Source organism: Chitinophaga pollutisoli, assembly GCF_038396755.1.
GTDB lineage: Bacteria > Bacteroidota > Bacteroidia > Chitinophagales > Chitinophagaceae > Chitinophaga > Chitinophaga pollutisoli.
The window spans coordinates 368515-385791 of the sequence record NZ_CP149822.1 but is presented as its reverse complement, the minus strand read 5'-3'; the positions used below and the strand labels follow the sequence as shown (position 1 = coordinate 385791).

At 54.6% G+C, this 17277-nt stretch carries 17 protein-coding genes; 9 read left to right on the top strand and 8 right to left on the bottom strand.

Annotated features, from left to right (window positions below; translation table 11 throughout):
- Positions 1-139 precede the first annotated feature (139 nt).
- Complete coding sequence (locus WJU16_RS01575; protein ID WP_341836575.1) at positions 140-3367, top strand: IPT/TIG domain-containing protein; 3228 nt, start codon at positions 140-142, stop codon at positions 3365-3367.
- Between the two features lie 61 nt (positions 3368-3428).
- Here the strand turns inward: WJU16_RS01575 and WJU16_RS01570 are convergent, their stop codons facing one another.
- Together WJU16_RS01570 and WJU16_RS01565 are read right to left on the bottom strand one after the other, a co-directional pair.
- On the bottom strand, positions 3429-4319 hold the full coding sequence (locus WJU16_RS01570) for a LysR family transcriptional regulator (protein WP_341836574.1): 891 nt from the start codon (positions 4317-4319) through the stop codon (positions 3429-3431).
- A 76-nt stretch (positions 4320-4395) separates the two neighbouring features.
- A complete protein-coding gene (locus tag WJU16_RS01565) occupies positions 4396-4572 on the bottom strand; it encodes a hypothetical protein (protein ID WP_341836573.1) in 177 nt (58 codons plus the stop codon).
- A gap of 267 nt (positions 4573-4839) precedes the next feature.
- Here WJU16_RS01565 and WJU16_RS01560 point away from each other — a divergent pair, with 267 nt between their 5' ends.
- Positions 4840-5424, top strand: coding sequence for a hypothetical protein (locus WJU16_RS01560; protein WP_341836572.1), 585 nt, complete (start codon positions 4840-4842; stop codon positions 5422-5424).
- 70 nt (positions 5425-5494) lie between these two features.
- On the opposite strand, the gene WJU16_RS01555 is transcribed toward WJU16_RS01560, so the two are convergent.
- Positions 5495-5902, bottom strand: coding sequence for a Dabb family protein (locus tag WJU16_RS01555; protein ID WP_341836571.1), 408 nt, complete (start codon positions 5900-5902; stop codon positions 5495-5497).
- 349 nt (positions 5903-6251) lie between these two features.
- On the opposite strand from WJU16_RS01555, the gene WJU16_RS01550 reads away from it, so the two are divergent.
- Together WJU16_RS01550 and WJU16_RS01545 are read left to right on the top strand one after the other, a co-directional pair.
- Positions 6252-6671 carry a hypothetical protein gene (locus WJU16_RS01550; protein ID WP_341836570.1) on the top strand — a complete coding sequence of 140 codons (420 nt, stop codon included), beginning with the start codon at positions 6252-6254 and terminating at the stop codon, positions 6669-6671.
- A gap of 221 nt (positions 6672-6892) precedes the next feature.
- Complete coding sequence (locus WJU16_RS01545) at positions 6893-7315, top strand: SRPBCC family protein (protein WP_341836569.1); 423 nt, start codon at positions 6893-6895, stop codon at positions 7313-7315.
- Positions 7316-7333: 18 nt separating this feature from the next.
- Here WJU16_RS01545 and WJU16_RS01540 read toward each other — a convergent pair whose 3' ends face one another.
- Positions 7334-7576 (bottom strand): hypothetical protein, encoded by a 243-nt coding sequence (locus WJU16_RS01540; RefSeq protein ID WP_341836568.1) that lies wholly within the window; start codon positions 7574-7576, stop codon positions 7334-7336.
- Complete coding sequence (locus WJU16_RS01535) at positions 7576-8370, bottom strand: hypothetical protein (RefSeq protein ID WP_341836567.1); 795 nt, start codon at positions 8368-8370, stop codon at positions 7576-7578. The genes WJU16_RS01540 and WJU16_RS01535 overlap by 1 nt, the downstream gene beginning before the upstream one ends.
- Before the next feature lie 125 nt (positions 8371-8495).
- Between WJU16_RS01535 and WJU16_RS01530 the strand changes: the two genes are divergently transcribed.
- Entirely contained in the window at positions 8496-8897 is a 402-nt protein-coding gene (locus WJU16_RS01530; protein ID WP_341836566.1) for a hypothetical protein, read from the top strand.
- Positions 8898-9638: 741 nt separating this feature from the next.
- On the opposite strand, the gene WJU16_RS01525 is transcribed toward WJU16_RS01530, so the two are convergent.
- The 3 genes from WJU16_RS01525 to WJU16_RS01515 form a co-directional block, all read right to left on the bottom strand.
- On the bottom strand, positions 9639-10163 hold the full coding sequence (locus tag WJU16_RS01525) for a hypothetical protein (protein ID WP_341836565.1): 525 nt from the start codon (positions 10161-10163) through the stop codon (positions 9639-9641).
- Between the two features lie 4 nt (positions 10164-10167).
- Positions 10168-10623: an RNA polymerase sigma factor gene (locus WJU16_RS01520; protein WP_341838637.1), complete on the bottom strand. Its 456-nt coding sequence runs from the start codon at positions 10621-10623 to the stop codon at positions 10168-10170.
- Between the two features lie 91 nt (positions 10624-10714).
- On the bottom strand, positions 10715-11407 hold the full coding sequence (locus tag WJU16_RS01515; RefSeq protein WP_341836564.1) for a DUF1080 domain-containing protein: 693 nt from the start codon (positions 11405-11407) through the stop codon (positions 10715-10717).
- A gap of 215 nt (positions 11408-11622) precedes the next feature.
- Between WJU16_RS01515 and WJU16_RS01510 the strand changes: the two genes are divergently transcribed.
- The 4 genes from WJU16_RS01510 (at position 11623) to WJU16_RS01495 (ending at position 17276) form a co-directional block, all read left to right on the top strand.
- The gene (locus WJU16_RS01510; RefSeq protein WP_341836563.1) at positions 11623-13458 is read left to right on the top strand and encodes a sugar-binding domain-containing protein; all 1836 of its coding nucleotides are present in this window, start codon (positions 11623-11625) and stop codon (positions 13456-13458) included.
- 127 nt (positions 13459-13585) lie between these two features.
- Positions 13586-14797: a pitrilysin family protein gene (locus WJU16_RS01505; protein ID WP_341836562.1), complete on the top strand. Its 1212-nt coding sequence runs from the start codon at positions 13586-13588 to the stop codon at positions 14795-14797.
- Positions 14737-16437 (top strand): insulinase family protein, encoded by a 1701-nt coding sequence (locus WJU16_RS01500; protein WP_341836561.1) that lies wholly within the window; start codon positions 14737-14739, stop codon positions 16435-16437. The genes WJU16_RS01505 and WJU16_RS01500 overlap by 61 nt, the downstream gene beginning before the upstream one ends.
- Positions 16438-16505: 68 nt before the next feature.
- Positions 16506-17276 carry a sulfite exporter TauE/SafE family protein gene (locus WJU16_RS01495; protein WP_341836560.1) on the top strand — a complete coding sequence of 257 codons (771 nt, stop codon included), beginning with the start codon at positions 16506-16508 and terminating at the stop codon, positions 17274-17276.
- Position 17277: the final 1 nt, after the last annotated feature.

Here is a 17277-nt window from a genome sequence, read left to right as displayed (position 1 = left end):
ATCCTGTTTCCGGTTGCCGTTAACCCGAACAGGCCATTGATTAATTCCACCAGCCATTTCTTTTCACGGATTTCCATCTTTGCTCCCGTTGGTTAACCGCAACATTTTTTAACTCATCAACCCCCAAAAATAGATCCACATGAAAACGATCCAAAAGGAGCAAACCATTTCCCGGCGTAAGCGGACTGCCATTCCCGCGCCTGTTGAAAACCACATCGTACCCGGCGAAGCCGAAGATAATGCGCGGCTGATCATGCTGCGCCCGGCGCCCCGGCTGCTGGCGGGCCGCGTGGAAAATGCGCGGAAGCTGGAAGAGAAATTCAATAAGAAATTCGGTGGCAAAGTAGCGGTGAAAGTTGAGTCTGACCCCGCTCAAACCAGCGCCATGCTCGAACAGATCCGCCAGATCCGGCAACAATTCGGCGTGAAGCTGCTGACGGACCTCAGCCCCCTCGTGTTGAAGAAGCCGCTGTACAAGGTAACGGCCGGCTGGCACCTGATTGCATCCCCGAAAGCCGGCGTTAAACTGCAGGCGCCCGCCAAAGGAAAGATCAAGGCGGACACGGCCGTGATCATGGCCGGAACGCTCGATCTCTCCAACACCACCCTCGAAATCGCCCCGGAAATCCACACGCTGATGATCATCGCGGAAAAACTGATCTGCGGCAAAAATGCGCGCATCACCTGGAAGTACCCGCAAGGTAAACCGGCGCATATGCCCGACGATGCATCGCTCGACGGGCAAGGTTTCCCCGGAGTGGTGCTGATCCCCGGCACCGACCATGGCCGCGACGGCATGCCCGGCAAGCGCGGAGACGCCGGCGTTAACGGCACCAATGGCCGCCCTGCGCCCAATGTGCAGTTGTGGGTCAAGGAACTGGTGAATGTTCCCGATTTTGACCTCCGTGGCGAAGACGGCGGCACGGGTGGCAAAGGCCAGCGTGGCGGACATGGCGGGAGAGGAGCCGACGGCAAAAGAGGCCGCGAATCCGTCGCCAAAACACGCTGCTGGATCAATCATGAAGCCGGAAACGGCGGGCATGGCGGTGATGGCGGACCCGGCGGCAATGGCGGCCAGGGCGGCAATGGCGGCGACGGCGGCTATGTGCTCATCGGCGTGCCAGACGGGATGCTGGAAAAATCTATCTCCGATAGCCCGTTTACCCCGCGTATCGATGGCGGAGACGCCGGCGACGGCGGTGCAGGCGGCGACGGCGGTACCGGCGGGCGTGGCGGCAAATCCGGCAACATCGGTGCATGCCGCACGGGGCGCGACGGTCAGGCCGGCGCGCTGGGGCAACCCGGCAAAACGGGGCCAAAAGGCAAATCCGCAGGCAGGAACGGAACGCTGGAGTTTTTCACTTTCACGGAAGACGAGTGGGAAGAACTGCTCAGCCGTCCTTTTATCACGGAAGTGGAACCGGCGTACACTTTCCCTGGTAATAAGATTACCATCAGCGGCACGGCTTTCGTGAAGGGCGATAAGGTCTTGATGGAAAATGCGGGCGCGCTGAAAACTACTCTCAATCCCGACCAGAGCCTCACCGCTACCGTTCCCGCGACTGCGAAGGGCGGCCGGCAGGTGGTGCGGGTACTGCGGAAGTCCGACAATATTTACAGCAATCCCTATGCGGTATGGGTAAAGCCGCAGATAGATAAAGTACCCGACGTATTGATTCCCGGCGAAGTGATGGCCATTACCGGCCAGGGCTTCCTGCCCGGCGCGTATGTGCTCATCAACGGGAAGTCGGCCGTAACGCCCACCGTTACGGAAAAAGCAATTGCGTTCCTCGTCCCGAAAGACGCGGCGCATATGCAGGCGGTGGAATACATCCTCCAGGTCCACAATCCGGACGGGATGGTAAGTAACAAGGTTTCGACGAAGAAAGTGCTGGAACTGGGCATTCCTTTCGAGTACGGCAAGCACAATTTTGCATTTGGCAACTTCAAAGACGGCGCGCCTTCCTGGAAAGGTTTTAAAGAAACATTCGGCACCGCGGAAGTGGTTTTTGAAATGTTCAAGAATGCGCCGCTGACAGGAGCGTTCTACGGGCTGTATTACAAATACCTGCTCGGAGAAGCGAAGGGCGGATATGCAACAGGTTTTTGCACGGCGCTGTCGAGCATCGTGGCGGATAAATTCTGGAAAGGCGACAACGATACCTTCAAAACGCCGCGGAGCAAGCTGCATGCGAAGCTTACCTGGGTGCATGGCCGCCTCCTGAGCCGGGAGAGCCTCATCCATTTCCATGACCAGAGCCGCAAAGGCATTGCGATGGTGGAGCAAACGGCCCGCACTATTGAAACGGTGTTTAAGAAAGGCTGCGACGCGAACCAGGCGCCGCTGCTGTTTTTCATCCCTTCCGGCGCGATATGGGATAAAGGATATGCCAAAAAGCTGGGCTCAACGCATTGCATCATGCCCTATAAATTCCGCTATCCGAAAGGGCACAAAGGCGCGAAATTGAATGCGCAGCAAACAACTACTGTCAACGATCTGCACGACGTGCGACTGTATTGCTGGGATTGCAACCACCCGGAAAATCCGGACTGCTATATCCGGTTCCGCAATGAAAACGGCGTCCTGCATTTCGATTATCATGTGGAAGACGGGAAGAAAAACCTGATCAAGGTATCGAGCGCGGATAAAATCACGCTGGGGAATATCAGCAACGGCAAGTATCTCTACAGCGATCATGACTTGCCGTATTCCGGCGTGTTCGGACTGAAAGAGTTTGTGGTGGACTTCCTGTTGAGCCCGGCAGACCTGGAGATTACCGACGCGGAGGGCCGTAAAACCGGCAACTTCAATGGAAAGCTGTACAGCAATATCCCTGATTCCATGCCCTGCTACCTGGTAGACGGCGCGTATATGCTGCCGAAAGGCGCAGCCTTGTCGCGCCGGATTGTCGGCAATGGGAAAGGCACGTATACCTATAATTCCATCCTGCCCGACGGCACTACCGTGAAGCTGGAAGGGGTGGAAACGAAACCTGGACAGGTGGATATAGTTCGGATGAATGCAGATGCCTCGCAGGTGAAGATCGCCATGCAGGAGGAGAAGCCTTTCTCCTTCACGTTTTCAAGATTGGTAGGCGACCAGGTGCGCGCGCTGACGATCAGTGGCATCGCTTCCGGTGCGGGGAAGGAATGTGAGGTGAACGTGGCGCCGGAGTTGGGAGAATTGCGCCTGGGCAACCGCAGCGGCATTCGGAATGTGAAAGTGTATGCGGCGTCGGCCCTGCTGACGGCGGAAAAGCCGGTGGAGAGGGAAGTACAGGTAAGCATTCCCGGGAACCATACCCTGAAAATCAACGTCAAAGACTGGAATAAACTGGATTTGCAGACGGCGACGGAGGCTTTGTAAGCAAATAACGGTGAGAAAGCGAAATCCCCGCGGCGCAACGCCCGGGGATTTTTTGTGCCTGTCAGTCAGATTGCTTCCGGGCGAATTTCATGAACAGCTGGGCAAGTTTGTGTTGCTGGCCTTGCGGGTGGATGAAATGATATTTGCGGATGAGTTTGAATTGTTTGACGGGCAAAACTTTCAGGGTGCCGCTATCCAGTTCGGCCTGTACGGCGCGGAGGGAGAGGAACGCGGCGCAGGGAGCTTCGCGGAGGTAAGATTTGATGCCTTCGGAGCTGCCCATGTGCATGAGTACGTTGAGATCGGTGAGTTTGAGGTCGAGTTTTTTGACCTCGTTGACGATGACTTCGAGCGTCCCGGAGCCGTGCTCGCGCACGAGGAGCGGAATTTTGCGGAGGTCATCGGTGGTGAGAGGGCCTTTGCCCGGCGGTTTAAAACGGGCGTTGCAGATGAGGGCGATCTCGTCTTTGGCCAGTTCGGTGTATTTGAGTTGCGGATTGCGGGAATAGCCTTCGATGATGCCCACTTCGATGTCTTTATCCAGCAGCGCCTGCTCGATCTGTTCGGTGTTGCCGTTGATGAGGGAAGTGCGGATGGCGGGATGCTCCTGGTTGAAGCGGGCCAAAACGCCCGGCAGGTAATACTGCGCGATGGTGGAGCTGGCGCCGATGTTCAGCAGGCCGCCTGAATCCTGTTTCAGCTGGTGAAGATCATATTCCATGTTGCCGTAGAGCAGGAATATCTGGCTGGCGTATTGCTGCAGTAGTTTGCCTCCCTGGGTGAGGCGGATGCGGTTGCCGATGCGCTCGAATAAGGCGAGCCCCAGCTGTTCCTCCAGCCCGTGTATGTGCTTGGTAACGGCCGGCTGCGAAATAAACAGTTCTTCGGCCGCTTTGGTGAAGCTCAGCCGTTTGGCCACCGTATGGAAAACTTTTAACCTGAAATCGAACATGCGGTAAAAATACGATTTGCGGGGCAGGAAATGGAGGGCCGGGGAAAGGAGACGTAAAGATCCCTCCGTAATGGGCTCAGCGGGTTGCGGATGAAAGGACAGCTGCGGTGGTATCGGTAGGGGAAACACGGGAAGCGTCGCCGATGGTGCCGGTTTTCAGTAAAAACACTACCACCAGCAGGAAGGTGCCGGCCAGCACGAGGTAGCTGGTGTACTTGTAACGGATAAACGCGGGATCGGTTAGCGTGTTCATGTGTTGCTGTTTACATCCCAAAAGTACCGCTCCGCCCGATGGAAGACAAATCAATAAACTTGATGAATCATAACTAAAAGTTATGAGAAACAATAACCTATAGGAATGGTGGACTGTTTAACCGCCAGTTCAGGTGCCGAAAAATACGGTTCAGGCGCCGGAATGGCCGTTTTGTTAACGCGGCAGGCGGGTTGAAGGGGGAAATGTCTTTCTTTGTATCTTCGTTACAATTAGTTTGTAATCATTTAACTCCAAAATTCACCACCAATGAAATCATTACGCTTCGTAATGTGCATGGCGGGCGCACTTATGCTGGCGGCCCAAGCCAATGCCCAAAAGATCCGTGTTACAGAAGGCAGCCTGGATGTCCTCAAGAACGAAAAAGACATCAACATCGAATTTACCTACAACAACATGAAAGTCGGCAAGTTCGACAAGGAAGCCGATTATGTCAGCAGCCGGGTCAAAGACCTGAACAAGAAGGAAGCCGGCCGCGGCGATACCTGGGCCAAAGCCTGGGTCGACGACCGCAAGGAGCGTTTCGAGCCTAAGTTCGAGGAGTTGTTCACCCAGGTGACCGATCTCAAGTTCGCCAACAAGGCCAAATACACGCTTATTTTCAATACCTCATTCACTGAGCCCGGGTTCAACGTAGGGGTTATGCGCAAGAATGCATACATCAGCGGCGAATTCCTGCTGGTGGAATCGGCGGACCACAGCAAGGTGGCTGCCAAAGGCACCCTGGAGAAATCGCCCGGGAGAACCTTCTGGGACAACGATTTCGATACCGGCGAACGTATTTCCGAAGCTTATGAGATGGCCGGCAAAGCCCTCGGGCGCTATATCCGCTAGGTCTTCCATCCAACGAAAAATCCCCCGCAACCCATGCTGCAGGGGATTTTTTCATTTTACGCGGGAAGCATTATACTTCCATCGCATCATACACGATTACCTTTTCCCAGAGGTGGCTGCATTTTTTAATGAATTCCTCGTGGATAGGGTGTACCTGGTAGGCCGCTTCGCCAGCCAGATCGTCGAAAAAGATCAGCTCGGACACGCCCCAGGTGCTATCTACCACGCCGCGGGCTTCCGTATTGGCAACCACACCTACGCGCAGGTCACGCACAGTGGGGATTTTGGAGAGCGATTTGACTCCGGCGATCAGCGCGTCGCGGTCTTCCTTCGAACCAGGGTTCTTCAGCCAGAAGAACACATGGTGGCACATGGGAGGCTTCTTGGCAGCGGCTTGTCCAGGCATGGCGGCTGCCGCGGTGCCGGCGCAAAGTGCCGCCGCGGTGCCCAGGAACTTGCGTCTGTTGGATTTGTTCATGGGTTTTCTCTTTGGTTTGAGTTGATAATGTGTTGAAAATACACAACAATCCGCATTTTTCGCAGTGTCTTCCCGCAAATAGGTAATGGTACCCACGAAATTGAGCACTGTACGCTATCCGAGGCGCTCCTGGCCGGGGTATTTTTGTGTTGTTAACGGTAACCATGAACACAATGCACACCCCAAATCCGCGCTCCTTCCTCAAAAGGACCGCTTTTCCCGTCTTGCTGGCCCTGGCAGTGGCCTGCGGAAGCAAAAAAATGATGCGCCCGGCGTCCGCGCCGATCTTCCCCAATCCAGCGTTCCGGCCGAAATGGTAGGGAAATACTGGCACGCGGGGTCTTTTTCCATGACCCAATTCTCGAACTACGACGGCTCCTACGCCGGCCAGGCTTTCGAAATCGCCACAGGATACAAGTTCTCGGCCGACGGTACCGCGGAACAATATTTCTACTGGACCAAAACCACGACCTATTGCCGCGAGCAGGTCCTTGGTTACCGCAAAGGCACCGCAGTATTCGACACGGAGAAGAAAACCTTCCGGTTCTACGCCGGTTCGGGGTACTATCGCCGCTTCAATTCCTGCGGTGGCAGCCAGTCGCCCGGCTACGGCCAGCGCGTGGAATACGGGGCAGACGACCTCCATCCCATATATGTGGATGAAATGAAGAACTGGTCCCTGGTGACGGAACAGAACAGGCTCATCTGGCGGATTCCTTATACCGATGGCTCTTTCAACGACTTTACGAGGGCGGAAGACCCGAAATAAGGGGTTATGTTTAATGGCGCCCGCGCTTCACCGGAAGTTTTCGGGGGCGCGGGTTTTTACTTTTTGCAGATGGTCGTGGTTCAGGAGAAAGCGGTTTGTCGGTATTTACCCTTCTTTTTGTCGTTTTCGCACATGCCGGGTGAATAAATCGCGGTGTATGTTTGTATCGTCAATCACACACAAACAAAAACTGAAAACATTCACCATTTAACGACTATTGTATGGAAACGACAAATCAAGCGATCACGATCAGCAGCACCATCCAGCAACCCGCAGCCAAAGTTTGGGAAATATGGAACGCTCCGGAGCATATCACGCAATGGTGCGCGGCCTCCGACGACTGGCACGCGCCCAAAGCCAGCAACGATCTCCGCAAAGGCGGCGCATTCAGTACTACCATGGCTGCGAAAGACGGCTCCTTCAGCTTCGACTTCGGCGGGATTTACGATGTGGTTGTGCCGCACCAGCAGATTGCCTATACGATGAGCGACGGGCGGAAGGTACAGATCACTTTTACGGAAGCCAATGGCCAGACGGAAGTGGTGGAAACCTTTGATCCCGAAGGCACCAACCCGATCGAGATGCAGCGGGCCGGATGGCAGGCGATCCTGGATAACTTCAAACGTTACGCCGAATCCAAATAGCGACGGAAATGGCCTTTCTTACGCCAGCCGCAACGGTTTGAGCGCGAGAAGGGCCATTTCTTTTTCCTTCCCCCGCAGTTTGATGGAGCCCAGGGTTTGGGCCATGAAATCTTCTCCCAGCCGCAATTCCGATACTAAATCGGCCGATGCGATCACTTCTTCGTTGAACAGTTTGCACATCCCCTGGATGCGGGATGTGGTATTGAGGACGTCGCCGGAATAGGTGATGTCACGTTTGATAATCCCCACTTCTCCCGCCACTACCGGCCCGCAATGTATGCCCGCTTTGAATTCCGGGAAGACACCGTAGCGCTCCAGGTATTTTTCCCGCAGGGCGCGGATGCGGTATTTGATGTCGAAGAAACACTGCACACAATTGCTTTCCGCGAAGCCGTCGCGGTACCGCCAGGCGATGATAACTTCATCACCCACGTATTGGTAAATTTCCCCCGGTTTTCGAGAATGGGGTTCGTAATGTCGGTAAAGAAATCTTTCAGGAAAGCGTGATACCGTTTGTCGCCCAGCATTTCGGCGATGGTGGTGGAGGCGTTGATGTCGAGGAACATGAAGATGCGCTGCTCTTCGCGGGGCGTGTTGTATTTTCCGCGAAGGATATCACGGAAAACGCCCGGTCCAAATTTACTGTTGATCTGCAGGAATAATTGCGTGATGCCCACCACGAGCGCCCAGATGAGCCCGTTTTTCATCATGCGCGCCATGTCGGGCGGCTCAATGAGGGTAAGGATTTGTCCCACGATGAAGATGACCGCCACAAAGGAAATGGTGACCGTGAGGATCGTGTAGGCATAAGATTTATCGCGGAACCGCTCGTTGACGAAAAAGACGAGGAAACTGCCCCCGAGCAAGGCGCCCATGAGCCCGGCCGCGGCATTCACGAGCAGGGACCGGGATAGCGAGTAATCCGCTGCGGGCCCCGCGGAGCCGGAGGTCTGCAAAACGAGATGGTCGTACAGGGCGATCAGCATTCCGATCACCGACCAGATAACGATGATTTGGAACAATTGCCGCCACTGCACCCGTGTCCTGGGATTCATACAGAATGGTTTTACCGTAATTTATTGCATTTCAGGATTCCGGACAACGGCGGATGCCTGGGAATCGGGGCGGAGCAATGGCGCCGGAGTTTGGGAAAAAAGGAAAAATACCTTAATCTTGAAGGATGCAACTGGATTACCTGACAGGCATCCGTGGAAACGGTGCGTTAACATATGCCGGTCCTGAGCGGCTGGTGCGGATCAGCCGGTTTGATCCTTCCGAGGCGGATCTGCTGTGCAAGGCGGTGCAGGAACTGGCGGACGGCGTGCGGACGGTGCTCCGGCTGGATGAACTGCCGTTTGTACAAGGGAACGGGTACACGCTGGAAATGCGGAAGGGTAATGAAGATGAAGGACTGTCGACCACCGACGAGAAAGCGTTTCACCTGGTGCTCACGGGCGGGGCGTATGCCAGGATGCTTCGTGCCATGGCGCTTTATGGGGAAGATGGCGTACATGGCGGTACCTGGCTGACGGGGGCTTCCGGCGACATTGCGTTGTTGTTTTCGACCGGAGGGTCTTTTTAGCGGCCGCGTCCGAATAATTATTCCCGTTTGTTGACTTCCTGTTTGTTCGCCCGGAAATCCCTGCCACACTGGCTTCACTTAACAAGTTTTTAACGGCTGTTATCCCCGCTTTCTCCGACATTCGGGCAGTTGAAAATTTTCCGTCGTTTTTTTATACGATTTCGCACCGGATCATTTTAGTTTTCACAAACATACGCTCCGGAAATATGCATACAGTGACATGTAAACTAGATTAGATCTGGAGCATTTGCCTGCCTGTGTCTACAGGAGGCTAAGTCAGTAAGGGCATTGAGCGAAGTAAGGCTACCATTCGCAAGTGCCATGTAGTATTTTCAGGTGCATTTTCTGGCAATTACTTCATTTCATATGGCAGGCTATTCATTTTTCATCTCATTGGAAAATGTTTCAGACGTTGATTGTAAGTCCGTTTTTCTTTTACTCCCCGTTGTACCGGTATTCCTGACGGCGGGGAGTTTTTTTTATCTTTTTAATTGCATATTCCGGAAGAAGAAAACTTACAACTATGTACCCGGAACATCCGGAAGTACATGCAGTCCTCAACTTCCTGGCTGCACCGAAATCAGCTGAAACCGCTAGACAAAACTAGTTTTCACTTGTAAGAACAAGCTGTCTTCAACTTCCGGACTGCCCGGAAACCAGCTGGAACGGTTAGGCAAACTGTGATTTTTCCCCGGATGTACACGCTGTCAACATCCTCAGGGTTGCCAGCATACCTGCCGACTATTCATCCAACGAGGAACCAATATCCCGTATGCGATTGCGCCAGATGATACCCAGCCAAACCATCTGCGCGGCAGCTATCACGCCGATTATCATCAACATTGCCATCTTCCAGTCCGTCATCGCCAGGCCGGAACAGAAAAACAATAACATGCACACCACCATCCCCACGCGTGCCGCCACGGATACCACTGCAAACCGCCGCATGCCCGATAAATATCCCTTTACCATCTCCTGCAGATGATTACCTGCCAACACCCTCCGGCTGAAGAAGTAGCCTGTCACATTGTGTAAGATCACCAACGCCACAGCCGCCACCAGCCATGCATTGGCGCTTGCCGGGCGCCGCGCCCCGTCGAAAAAGTCATAATACACCAGCAGAAATACCGTCAGGGAAAGGATTTCAAATATCATCTGTCTGCGCATCCCCCGGCGCGCAGGATGCCGCTGGATCATCTCGCGCAGCCCGGCAGGGGAGGTGCGCGCGGCTGGCATTTTCTGCCAGGCTTCTTGTAGTGGGTCCATATGTTTATGTTTTAAAACGTTGCCTGATTTTTTGACGCGCCCTTGACAGGCGCGCGCCCGCACTGCTTTCCGAAATCCCCATCACCCCAGCTATCTCCGCATAGCTCAACCCTTCCAGCCACAACACCATAATGGCCTTTTCCGCGGGAGACAATACCGCCAGCATCTCCGGTAAACGGTCGTCGTTTCCAGGAGCCGCTACTTCCGGCAATTCCTGCCGGTATTCGACCTTCGGCCTCCGCTTGCGGAATTGTACCAGCGCCGTGCTCAATGCAACCCGGTATATCCAGGTGCCAGGTGCGCTCCGCCCTTCGAACTTCGGCCATCCCCGCCAAAGCTGGTAAACCATCTCCTGGAACAAATCCTCCCGGTCTTCCGCCGTATCGCGGTACAACCGGCAGATCTTGTGCAGGGTAGCCTCATGGGCGGAAAGTGCTTCAAGGAATCGTGCCTCATCCATTCGTTGCAATGCTTTGAGATATTAGTTGCGCCGCGATGGCGAAACCTTACGGGAAAGCAAAAAAAACCGCGGTGTCCCGCGGTCCCTTTCGTTATTTTTTTATCGCCGTCAGCTTTTTTATCGGCGTCACCGCCACTTTCCGGAACTCCACTTCCGCCCCTTCGGCCTGCAACGCGATGCTGCCTTCCTTTACCGTACAGCCGTAGCCGTCGTTCACCAGGTCGCCGTTCACCCACACCCGTACCTTGTCGCCCAGGCATTCCACCACCATCCGGTTCCACTCACCCAGGGGCTTCTCCGATCCGTCTGTCCGGTTCCGCACGCGCCTTTCCTTTCCATCCACCACTCCCCAGTTCGCCTCCGGCCCGCGATACACCTCCATGCTGTCTACCCGGATATCTTCCCCGATACACCAGAAATCCCCGGCATTTTTATGCATCAGCTGTACCTCCATAGATTTCGGGAACATTCCATACAATACGCGCGGTGCCGACGCATGTACCAGCACGCCGCAGTTCCCGGGCTTCCCGGCGAAGCGGTATTCCACTTCCAGCCTGTAGTTCCGGTGCTTTGCATCCGTGATCAGGTGCCCGCCCGGCGATCCCAGGCTTACCAGCATCCCGTTGCGTACGATGAAGGGTATGCGTAACGAGGAATCCTTCTCCAGGTCCGGAACATCCATGTGCCAGCCGGTGAGGTCTTTGCCGTTGAAAAGACTGCGGGATTGTGCGTCGCAAAACGTGGAAGCGCCCAGGAGCAGGGCGGAAAAAACAAAATGTTTCATAATCGAAAGATATAAAAATTAATGACTATTTTGGTCCATCAAGCCATCGCTTCCACGTCAGAAACAGCGTCACCACGTCTGCCTCACCACGATCCCCTTGCCCGTATCAGCTATCGCTGCATGCAGTTGAGGATATTGGTCCCGGAAAACGGCATGGCCGGCATGGCTCAACGGATTCTCCCGGAAAACAGATTTTGAGATTTAATTGAATTTTTATGAAGAAGCAACTGCTCGCATGGTTACTGGCCGCCTCCATGGCCAATGCCCAGGAATGGAAACCCGTACAGGGAAAGATTATGTCGCCCTGGGCCGAAGAACTGAAGCCCGACAACGTTCTACAGGAATATCCCCGCCCGCAATTCGAACGCGGCACCCAGTGGAAAAACCTTAACGGATTATGGAATTACGCCATTACCCCGCGCAACGGCGGGCGCCCGGCAGGGTGGGACGGCAAGATCCTCGTGCCTTTCTGCATCGAATCGGCACTGAGCGGCGTGGGTAAAACCGTGGGGAAAGATAAGCTCCTCTGGTACCAGCAACAAATCACCCTCCCGGCAGATGCCAAAGGCAAAAAAGTTCTCCTGCACTTCGGCGCCGTGGACTGGCAAACGGAAGTATACGTGAATGGCCAGCTGGCCATCAAACACGAAGGCGGCTTTGATCCCTTCTCCGCGGATATCACCCCCTTCCTCAAAAAAACCAAACAACAGGAAATTGTTGTGAAAGTATGGGACCCCACCGACGAAGGCCCGCAACCCCGCGGCAAGCAGGTCCGCAAGCCGGAAGGCATCTGGTATACGCCTGTAACGGGCATCTGGCAAACCGTTTGGCTCGAAACCGTGCCGGGAACCTATCTTTCTTCCGTTAAACAAACACCGGACATCGACGCGCAGACCCTTACCGTGCAAACTACCGTGGTAAACCCCCTCGCCGGCGACCAGGTGAAAATCACCGCGCTGAAAGACGGCGCCGTGGTGGCTGAAACGGAAGTAGAGCCCGGCGCCACCGGCGTGCTGAAGATCGCTTCGCCCGAGATGTGGTCGCCCGACAAGCCCTTCCTGTACGATCTGCAATTGAGCATTGTCCGCAAGGGCAAAGCAGTGGATGAAGTGAAAAGCTACTTCGCGATGCGCAAGATCAGCGTGGCGAAAGACCAGGCTGGCATTCAGCGTATGATGCTGAACAATAAATTCCTGTTCCATTACGGCCCGCTCGACCAGGGCTGGTGGCCCGACGGTTTATATACCGCACCTTCCGACGCCGCGCTCAAATTCGACGTGGAAAAGACGAAGGAAATGGGCTTCAACATGATCCGCAAACATATCAAGGTAGAGCCCGCGCGTTGGTATTATCATTGCGACAAGCTCGGAATCTTGGTTTGGCAGGACATGCCCAGCGGCGACCTCGGCAACCGTTGGGAAATGCGCCCCGGCATCTGGGGAAAGCAGACGGACAAAGACCGCACGCCCGAATCCGAAGGCTACTATCGCAAGGAATGGAACGTGATCATGGACGTGTTGCATAATGTGCCTTCCATCGTTGTATGGGTTCCTTTTAATGAAGCCTGGGGCCAGTTCAAAACGAAGGAAATTACCGAGTGGACGATGGCCAAAGACCCTTCGCGGCTGGTAAACAGCGCCAGCGGCGGCAACTTTGAGCAAACCGGCCACATGATCGACCTGCATAATTATCCTGAGCCGCTGATGCCCGATCCCGTTTATTTCGGAGAGAAGCAGATTCTCGTACTCGGTGAGTTCGGCGGGCTCGGTTTGCCGGTAGACGGTCACGTTTGGCAGCAGAAAGACAACTGGGGTTACCAGACTTTCAAGACCGCAGGGGAGCTTTTCGCCCGTTACGACAGCTATATGGCGAAGATGGAAAGCCTTATCCAGCATGGATTATCTGCCGCGGTGTATACCCAGACCACCGACGTGGAGATTGAAACCAACGGTTTGATGACTTACGACCGGAAGGTGTTCAAGAACCCAGTGGAGGCATTTTATAAGGCGCATCAGCGGCTTTATAAGGCCGGGCTTGTCAAATTTCCTTGAGTAGCAGCCCGACCTGCGATTTTTGCCGGTTACCCGGATTCCGTGTTCCGGAATCACGGAATGTCAGTAAATTGCCTGACTTATAGGAAAACCGAGTAATCGCATAAATCTAAACCAATCACTGTTTATGAAACGAAAGTTTTTGTTGATGACGCTTGCAGCTGCAAGCGTCATTTCTCTGACCGAGAGCCCTGTTTACGCTCAGAAGTCGGTATCCGGCGGCAGCACTTCGGCCGTAGCAGCAGGCCAGAAGATTCCGGCAGATCCCGAAGTGAAAATCGGGAAGCTGAGCAACGGTCTAACCTATTACATCCGTAAAAACGCAGAACCCCGCAACCGCGCCGTGCTGTACATGGCGCTGAAAGCGGGATCGCTTATGGAAACCGACGCCCAGCAAGGCCTTGCGCACTTCACCGAGCACATGGCGTTTAACGGTACGAAGGATTTCCCCAAGAATGAACTTATCAACTACCTGCAGAAAGCCGGTGTGAAGTTCGGAGCGGACCTCAACGCTTATACGTCTTTCGACCAAACGGTGTACCAGCTGCCTATCCCTACCGACAGTGCGGAACTGTTTAAAAACGGTTTCAAGATCCTGGCGAACTGGGCGGGGCACATCAGCATGCTGGGGCCCGATATCGACGGCGAGCGCGGGGTGATCATCGAAGAAGACCGCCAGCGCGGCATGAATGCGCAAAGCCGTATCCAGAAGGAGCTGCTGCCCGTGTTGCTGCATGGTTCCCGTTACGCCGAGCGTATCCCCATCGGGAAGCTCGATATCCTGCGGAATTTCAAACATGAAGAAATCCGCAATTTCTACCGCGACTGGTACCGCCCGAACCTCCAGGCGGTGATCGCCGTGGGCGATTTCGACGTGGCGGCCGTGGAAAGCCTGATCAAAGACAACTTCGGTAAGCTGACCAATCCCGCTAAACCCAAGCCTCACAATACTTACGACCTGCCCGATCATAAGGAGCCGCTCGTGAAGATCGTGACCGACAAGGAATTTCCCTACAACGTGGCCATGGCCTTCATCCGCCAGCGCCACAAAGGCAGCCAGACCACGGAAGACCTTCGCCGCAACATGGTGATCAGCATGGCCAACGCGATGTTGGGCGCGCGTATCAGCGAGCTGAAGCAGAAAGGCACCGCGCCTTTCGTGGACGGACAGGCTGCCTACGGTCAATACCAGGACGGCCTGGTACCCGGCATCGAAGCAGCGACCGTTTTGGCCGTTACGAAGAACGGGGAGAACTGGCCGCTGGCCTGGCTGGCGTTATGGCTGAGTTTGAGCGGGCGGCGCAATTCGGGTTTACCGCTTCGGAACTGGAGGTGGTGAAAAAGCAATCCGAAGCCGCTAACGAAAAAGCCAACCGCGAAAAGGACAAGATCGCTTCCAATATTTTCGTACAAGCTTACCTGAAGAACTTCATGTACGGCGCGCCGATCGTAAGCCCGGATTTCCGCTACGATATCACGAAGAAATTCCTGAACGAAATCACGGTGGAAGAAGTAAACGCCACGGTAAAGAAGATGCTCGGCAAAGAAAACCTGAGCATCGTTGTTCAGGCGCCTGAGAAGGAGAAAGCCTCCCTGCCCACGACCGACCAGCTACTGGCGGCTATCCGCGATGCGGGCAAAGGCCTTAAACCTTACGAAGACAATAAAGTGAACAAGCCGCTGCTGGACAAAAAGCCCCTGGCCGGTAAAGTTACCAACACGGAAAAGATCGAAAGCATTGGCGTTACCAAACTTACGCTCTCCAATGGCGTGGTGATCTACCTGAAGCCTACCGATTTCAAGAACGACCAGATCCTGTTCACTTCCTACGCGCAGGGCGGCGTTTCACTGGCGGAGGATAAAGATTTCATGGCCGTAAACTACGCCGGCAACATCCCCGGCGATGGCATCGGTGACTTCGATAATCCTTCCCTGCGCAGGCTCCTGGCAGGTACTACCGCCAGCGCGTCTTCCTATTTGAACGAACTGTACCAGGGCTTCGGCGGCAGCGCTTCCCCGAAAGACCTGGAAACCGCGCTGCAACTGGTGTACGCATATGCCACCAATCCCCGGAAAGATCCGGTGGTGTTCAAAAAGAACATCGAGGAATATGGCATCTACCTGCAAAATGCGGACGACAGCCCGGAAAACGTATTCAATGATACGGTGACCGCAGTGCTGACTTCCAATCACCTGCGCGAGAAGAAGCCCACCATGGCCGAACTGAACAACATCAGCCTCGACCGTTCTTTCGAATTCTATAAAAACCGTTTCGCTGACGCCAGCGGGCAGACTTTCGTTTTCGTGGGCAACTTCGACGTGGCTGCCATCACACCGTTGCTGGAAACCTACCTCGGCGGCCTTCCGGCCAACAACAAAGCGGAGAAGTTTGTAGACCGCGGCGTTCGCCCGCGTAGCGGCAAGAACGAGCGGATCGTGAAGAAAGGGATTGAAGACAAGGCTTCCGTGAAAATGTTCTTCTACAACAGCTATAACTACGCCCCTGAGAACAATATCCAGCTGAGCGCCCTGAGCGATATCCTGGAGTTCAAGGTGCTGGAGCGCCTCCGCGAAAAGGAAGGCGGCGTATACAGCCCGAACGTTGGGGTCGGCTTCGAGAAATATCCTTACGGCAATTACAGCCTGTCGGTTTCTTTCAGCTGCGCTCCCGCGAATGTAGACAAACTGGTGAACGCCGTGCTCGACGAGATCGAAAAGATCAAGAAGACCGGTGCTACGGCAGACGATATCACCAAGTTCAAGGCGGAATACCGCCGTTCGCTGGAACTGAATATGCGCGAAAACAACTTCTGGCTGAGCTACCTCTCCGGCAAGTTCAAGAATGGCGAAGATCCTACTTCCGTCCTGAACACCGAAGAGCGCCTCAAACAGGTAACGGAAGCGAGCGTGAAAGCCGCTGCTGATACGTACCTTTCTAACGCCAACTACTTTAAGGCGGCGCTGGTTCCCGAGAAATAGGCTTCTGTTTTACATAAAAAAGCGCCTGCAGCACATGCCGCAGGCGCTTTTTTTATAATTTCGCAGCCATGTTGGTGGAAACGGTTTTATTATGCCTGGTGTCGTTTTTCGCGGGATTTATTGATGCGATCGTTGGGGGAGGGGGATTGCTCCAGACCCCGGCCATCATGATCATCCTGCCGCAATACCCGGTGGCCACGCTGCTAGGCACCACCAAGATTCCCTCCATCTCCGGCACCGCCTTTGCCGCATGGCGCTATTCCCGGCAGGTACGGCTCGACTGGCGACTGCTTTCCCTGGTGGCCCTGCTAGCCTTCGGGGGCGCTTTCCTGGGTGCGTTTTGCGTTTCCCTGATCGACAACCGCGTTATCAAGCCCATCATATTCTTCGTGCTGCTCATCGTAGCGGGTTATACCTACGTCAACAAGAACTTCGGCCAACCCCGCGATACTGACCATAGCCGGGGTATGCAGCTTTTCCTTGGCTTGTTATGCGGTTTTATCATCGGCTTTTACGACGGGCTGATCGGACCTGGAACAGGTACTTTCCTCATCCTCATTTTTATCGCTTTTTTAGGTTACGATTTCATTCATGCATCGGCCAGCGCAAAACTCATCAACCTGGCCACCAACCTCGCCGCGATCGTCTATTTTGGCAGTACGGGGCATATCCTCTACCAATTCGCTTTGCCCATGGCCGCCTGCAATATGGCTGGCGCCTTTTTCGGCACCCGGCTGGCCCTCCTGAAAGGGAATGCCTTCGTCAGGGTGTTCTTCCTTTTTGTGGTTTTTGTCACACTCCTGCGCTTTGCCTGGGACATTTGGATGGCCAATCATTGAA

Bases quoted from the DNA above. Each gene is read 5' to 3' on its own strand.
- WJU16_RS01575 (WP_341836575.1), top strand. From the start codon at position 140: ATGAAAACGATCCAAAAGGAGCAAACCATTTCCCGGCGTAAGCGGACT.
- WJU16_RS01570 (WP_341836574.1), bottom strand. From the start codon at position 4,319: ATGTTCGATTTCAGGTTAAAAGTTTTCCATACGGTGGCCAAACGGCTG.
- WJU16_RS01565 (WP_341836573.1), bottom strand. From the start codon at position 4,572: ATGAACACGCTAACCGATCCCGCGTTTATCCGTTACAAGTACACCAGC.
- WJU16_RS01560 (WP_341836572.1), top strand. From the start codon at position 4,840: ATGAAATCATTACGCTTCGTAATGTGCATGGCGGGCGCACTTATGCTG.
- WJU16_RS01555 (WP_341836571.1), bottom strand. From the start codon at position 5,902: ATGAACAAATCCAACAGACGCAAGTTCCTGGGCACCGCGGCGGCACTT.
- WJU16_RS01550 (WP_341836570.1), top strand. From the start codon at position 6,252: ATGACCCAATTCTCGAACTACGACGGCTCCTACGCCGGCCAGGCTTTC.
- WJU16_RS01545 (WP_341836569.1), top strand. From the start codon at position 6,893: ATGGAAACGACAAATCAAGCGATCACGATCAGCAGCACCATCCAGCAA.
- WJU16_RS01535 (WP_341836567.1), bottom strand. From the start codon at position 8,370: ATGAATCCCAGGACACGGGTGCAGTGGCGGCAATTGTTCCAAATCATC.
- WJU16_RS01530 (WP_341836566.1), top strand. From the start codon at position 8,496: ATGCAACTGGATTACCTGACAGGCATCCGTGGAAACGGTGCGTTAACA.
- WJU16_RS01525 (WP_341836565.1), bottom strand. From the start codon at position 10,163: ATGGACCCACTACAAGAAGCCTGGCAGAAAATGCCAGCCGCGCGCACC.
- WJU16_RS01520 (WP_341838637.1), bottom strand. From the start codon at position 10,623: ATGGATGAGGCACGATTCCTTGAAGCACTTTCCGCCCATGAGGCTACC.
- WJU16_RS01515 (WP_341836564.1), bottom strand. From the start codon at position 11,407: ATGAAACATTTTGTTTTTTCCGCCCTGCTCCTGGGCGCTTCCACGTTT.
- WJU16_RS01510 (WP_341836563.1), top strand. From the start codon at position 11,623: ATGAAGAAGCAACTGCTCGCATGGTTACTGGCCGCCTCCATGGCCAAT.
- WJU16_RS01505 (WP_341836562.1), top strand. From the start codon at position 13,586: ATGAAACGAAAGTTTTTGTTGATGACGCTTGCAGCTGCAAGCGTCATT.
- WJU16_RS01500 (WP_341836561.1), top strand. From the start codon at position 14,737: ATGGCTGAGTTTGAGCGGGCGGCGCAATTCGGGTTTACCGCTTCGGAA.
- WJU16_RS01495 (WP_341836560.1), top strand. From the start codon at position 16,506: ATGTTGGTGGAAACGGTTTTATTATGCCTGGTGTCGTTTTTCGCGGGA.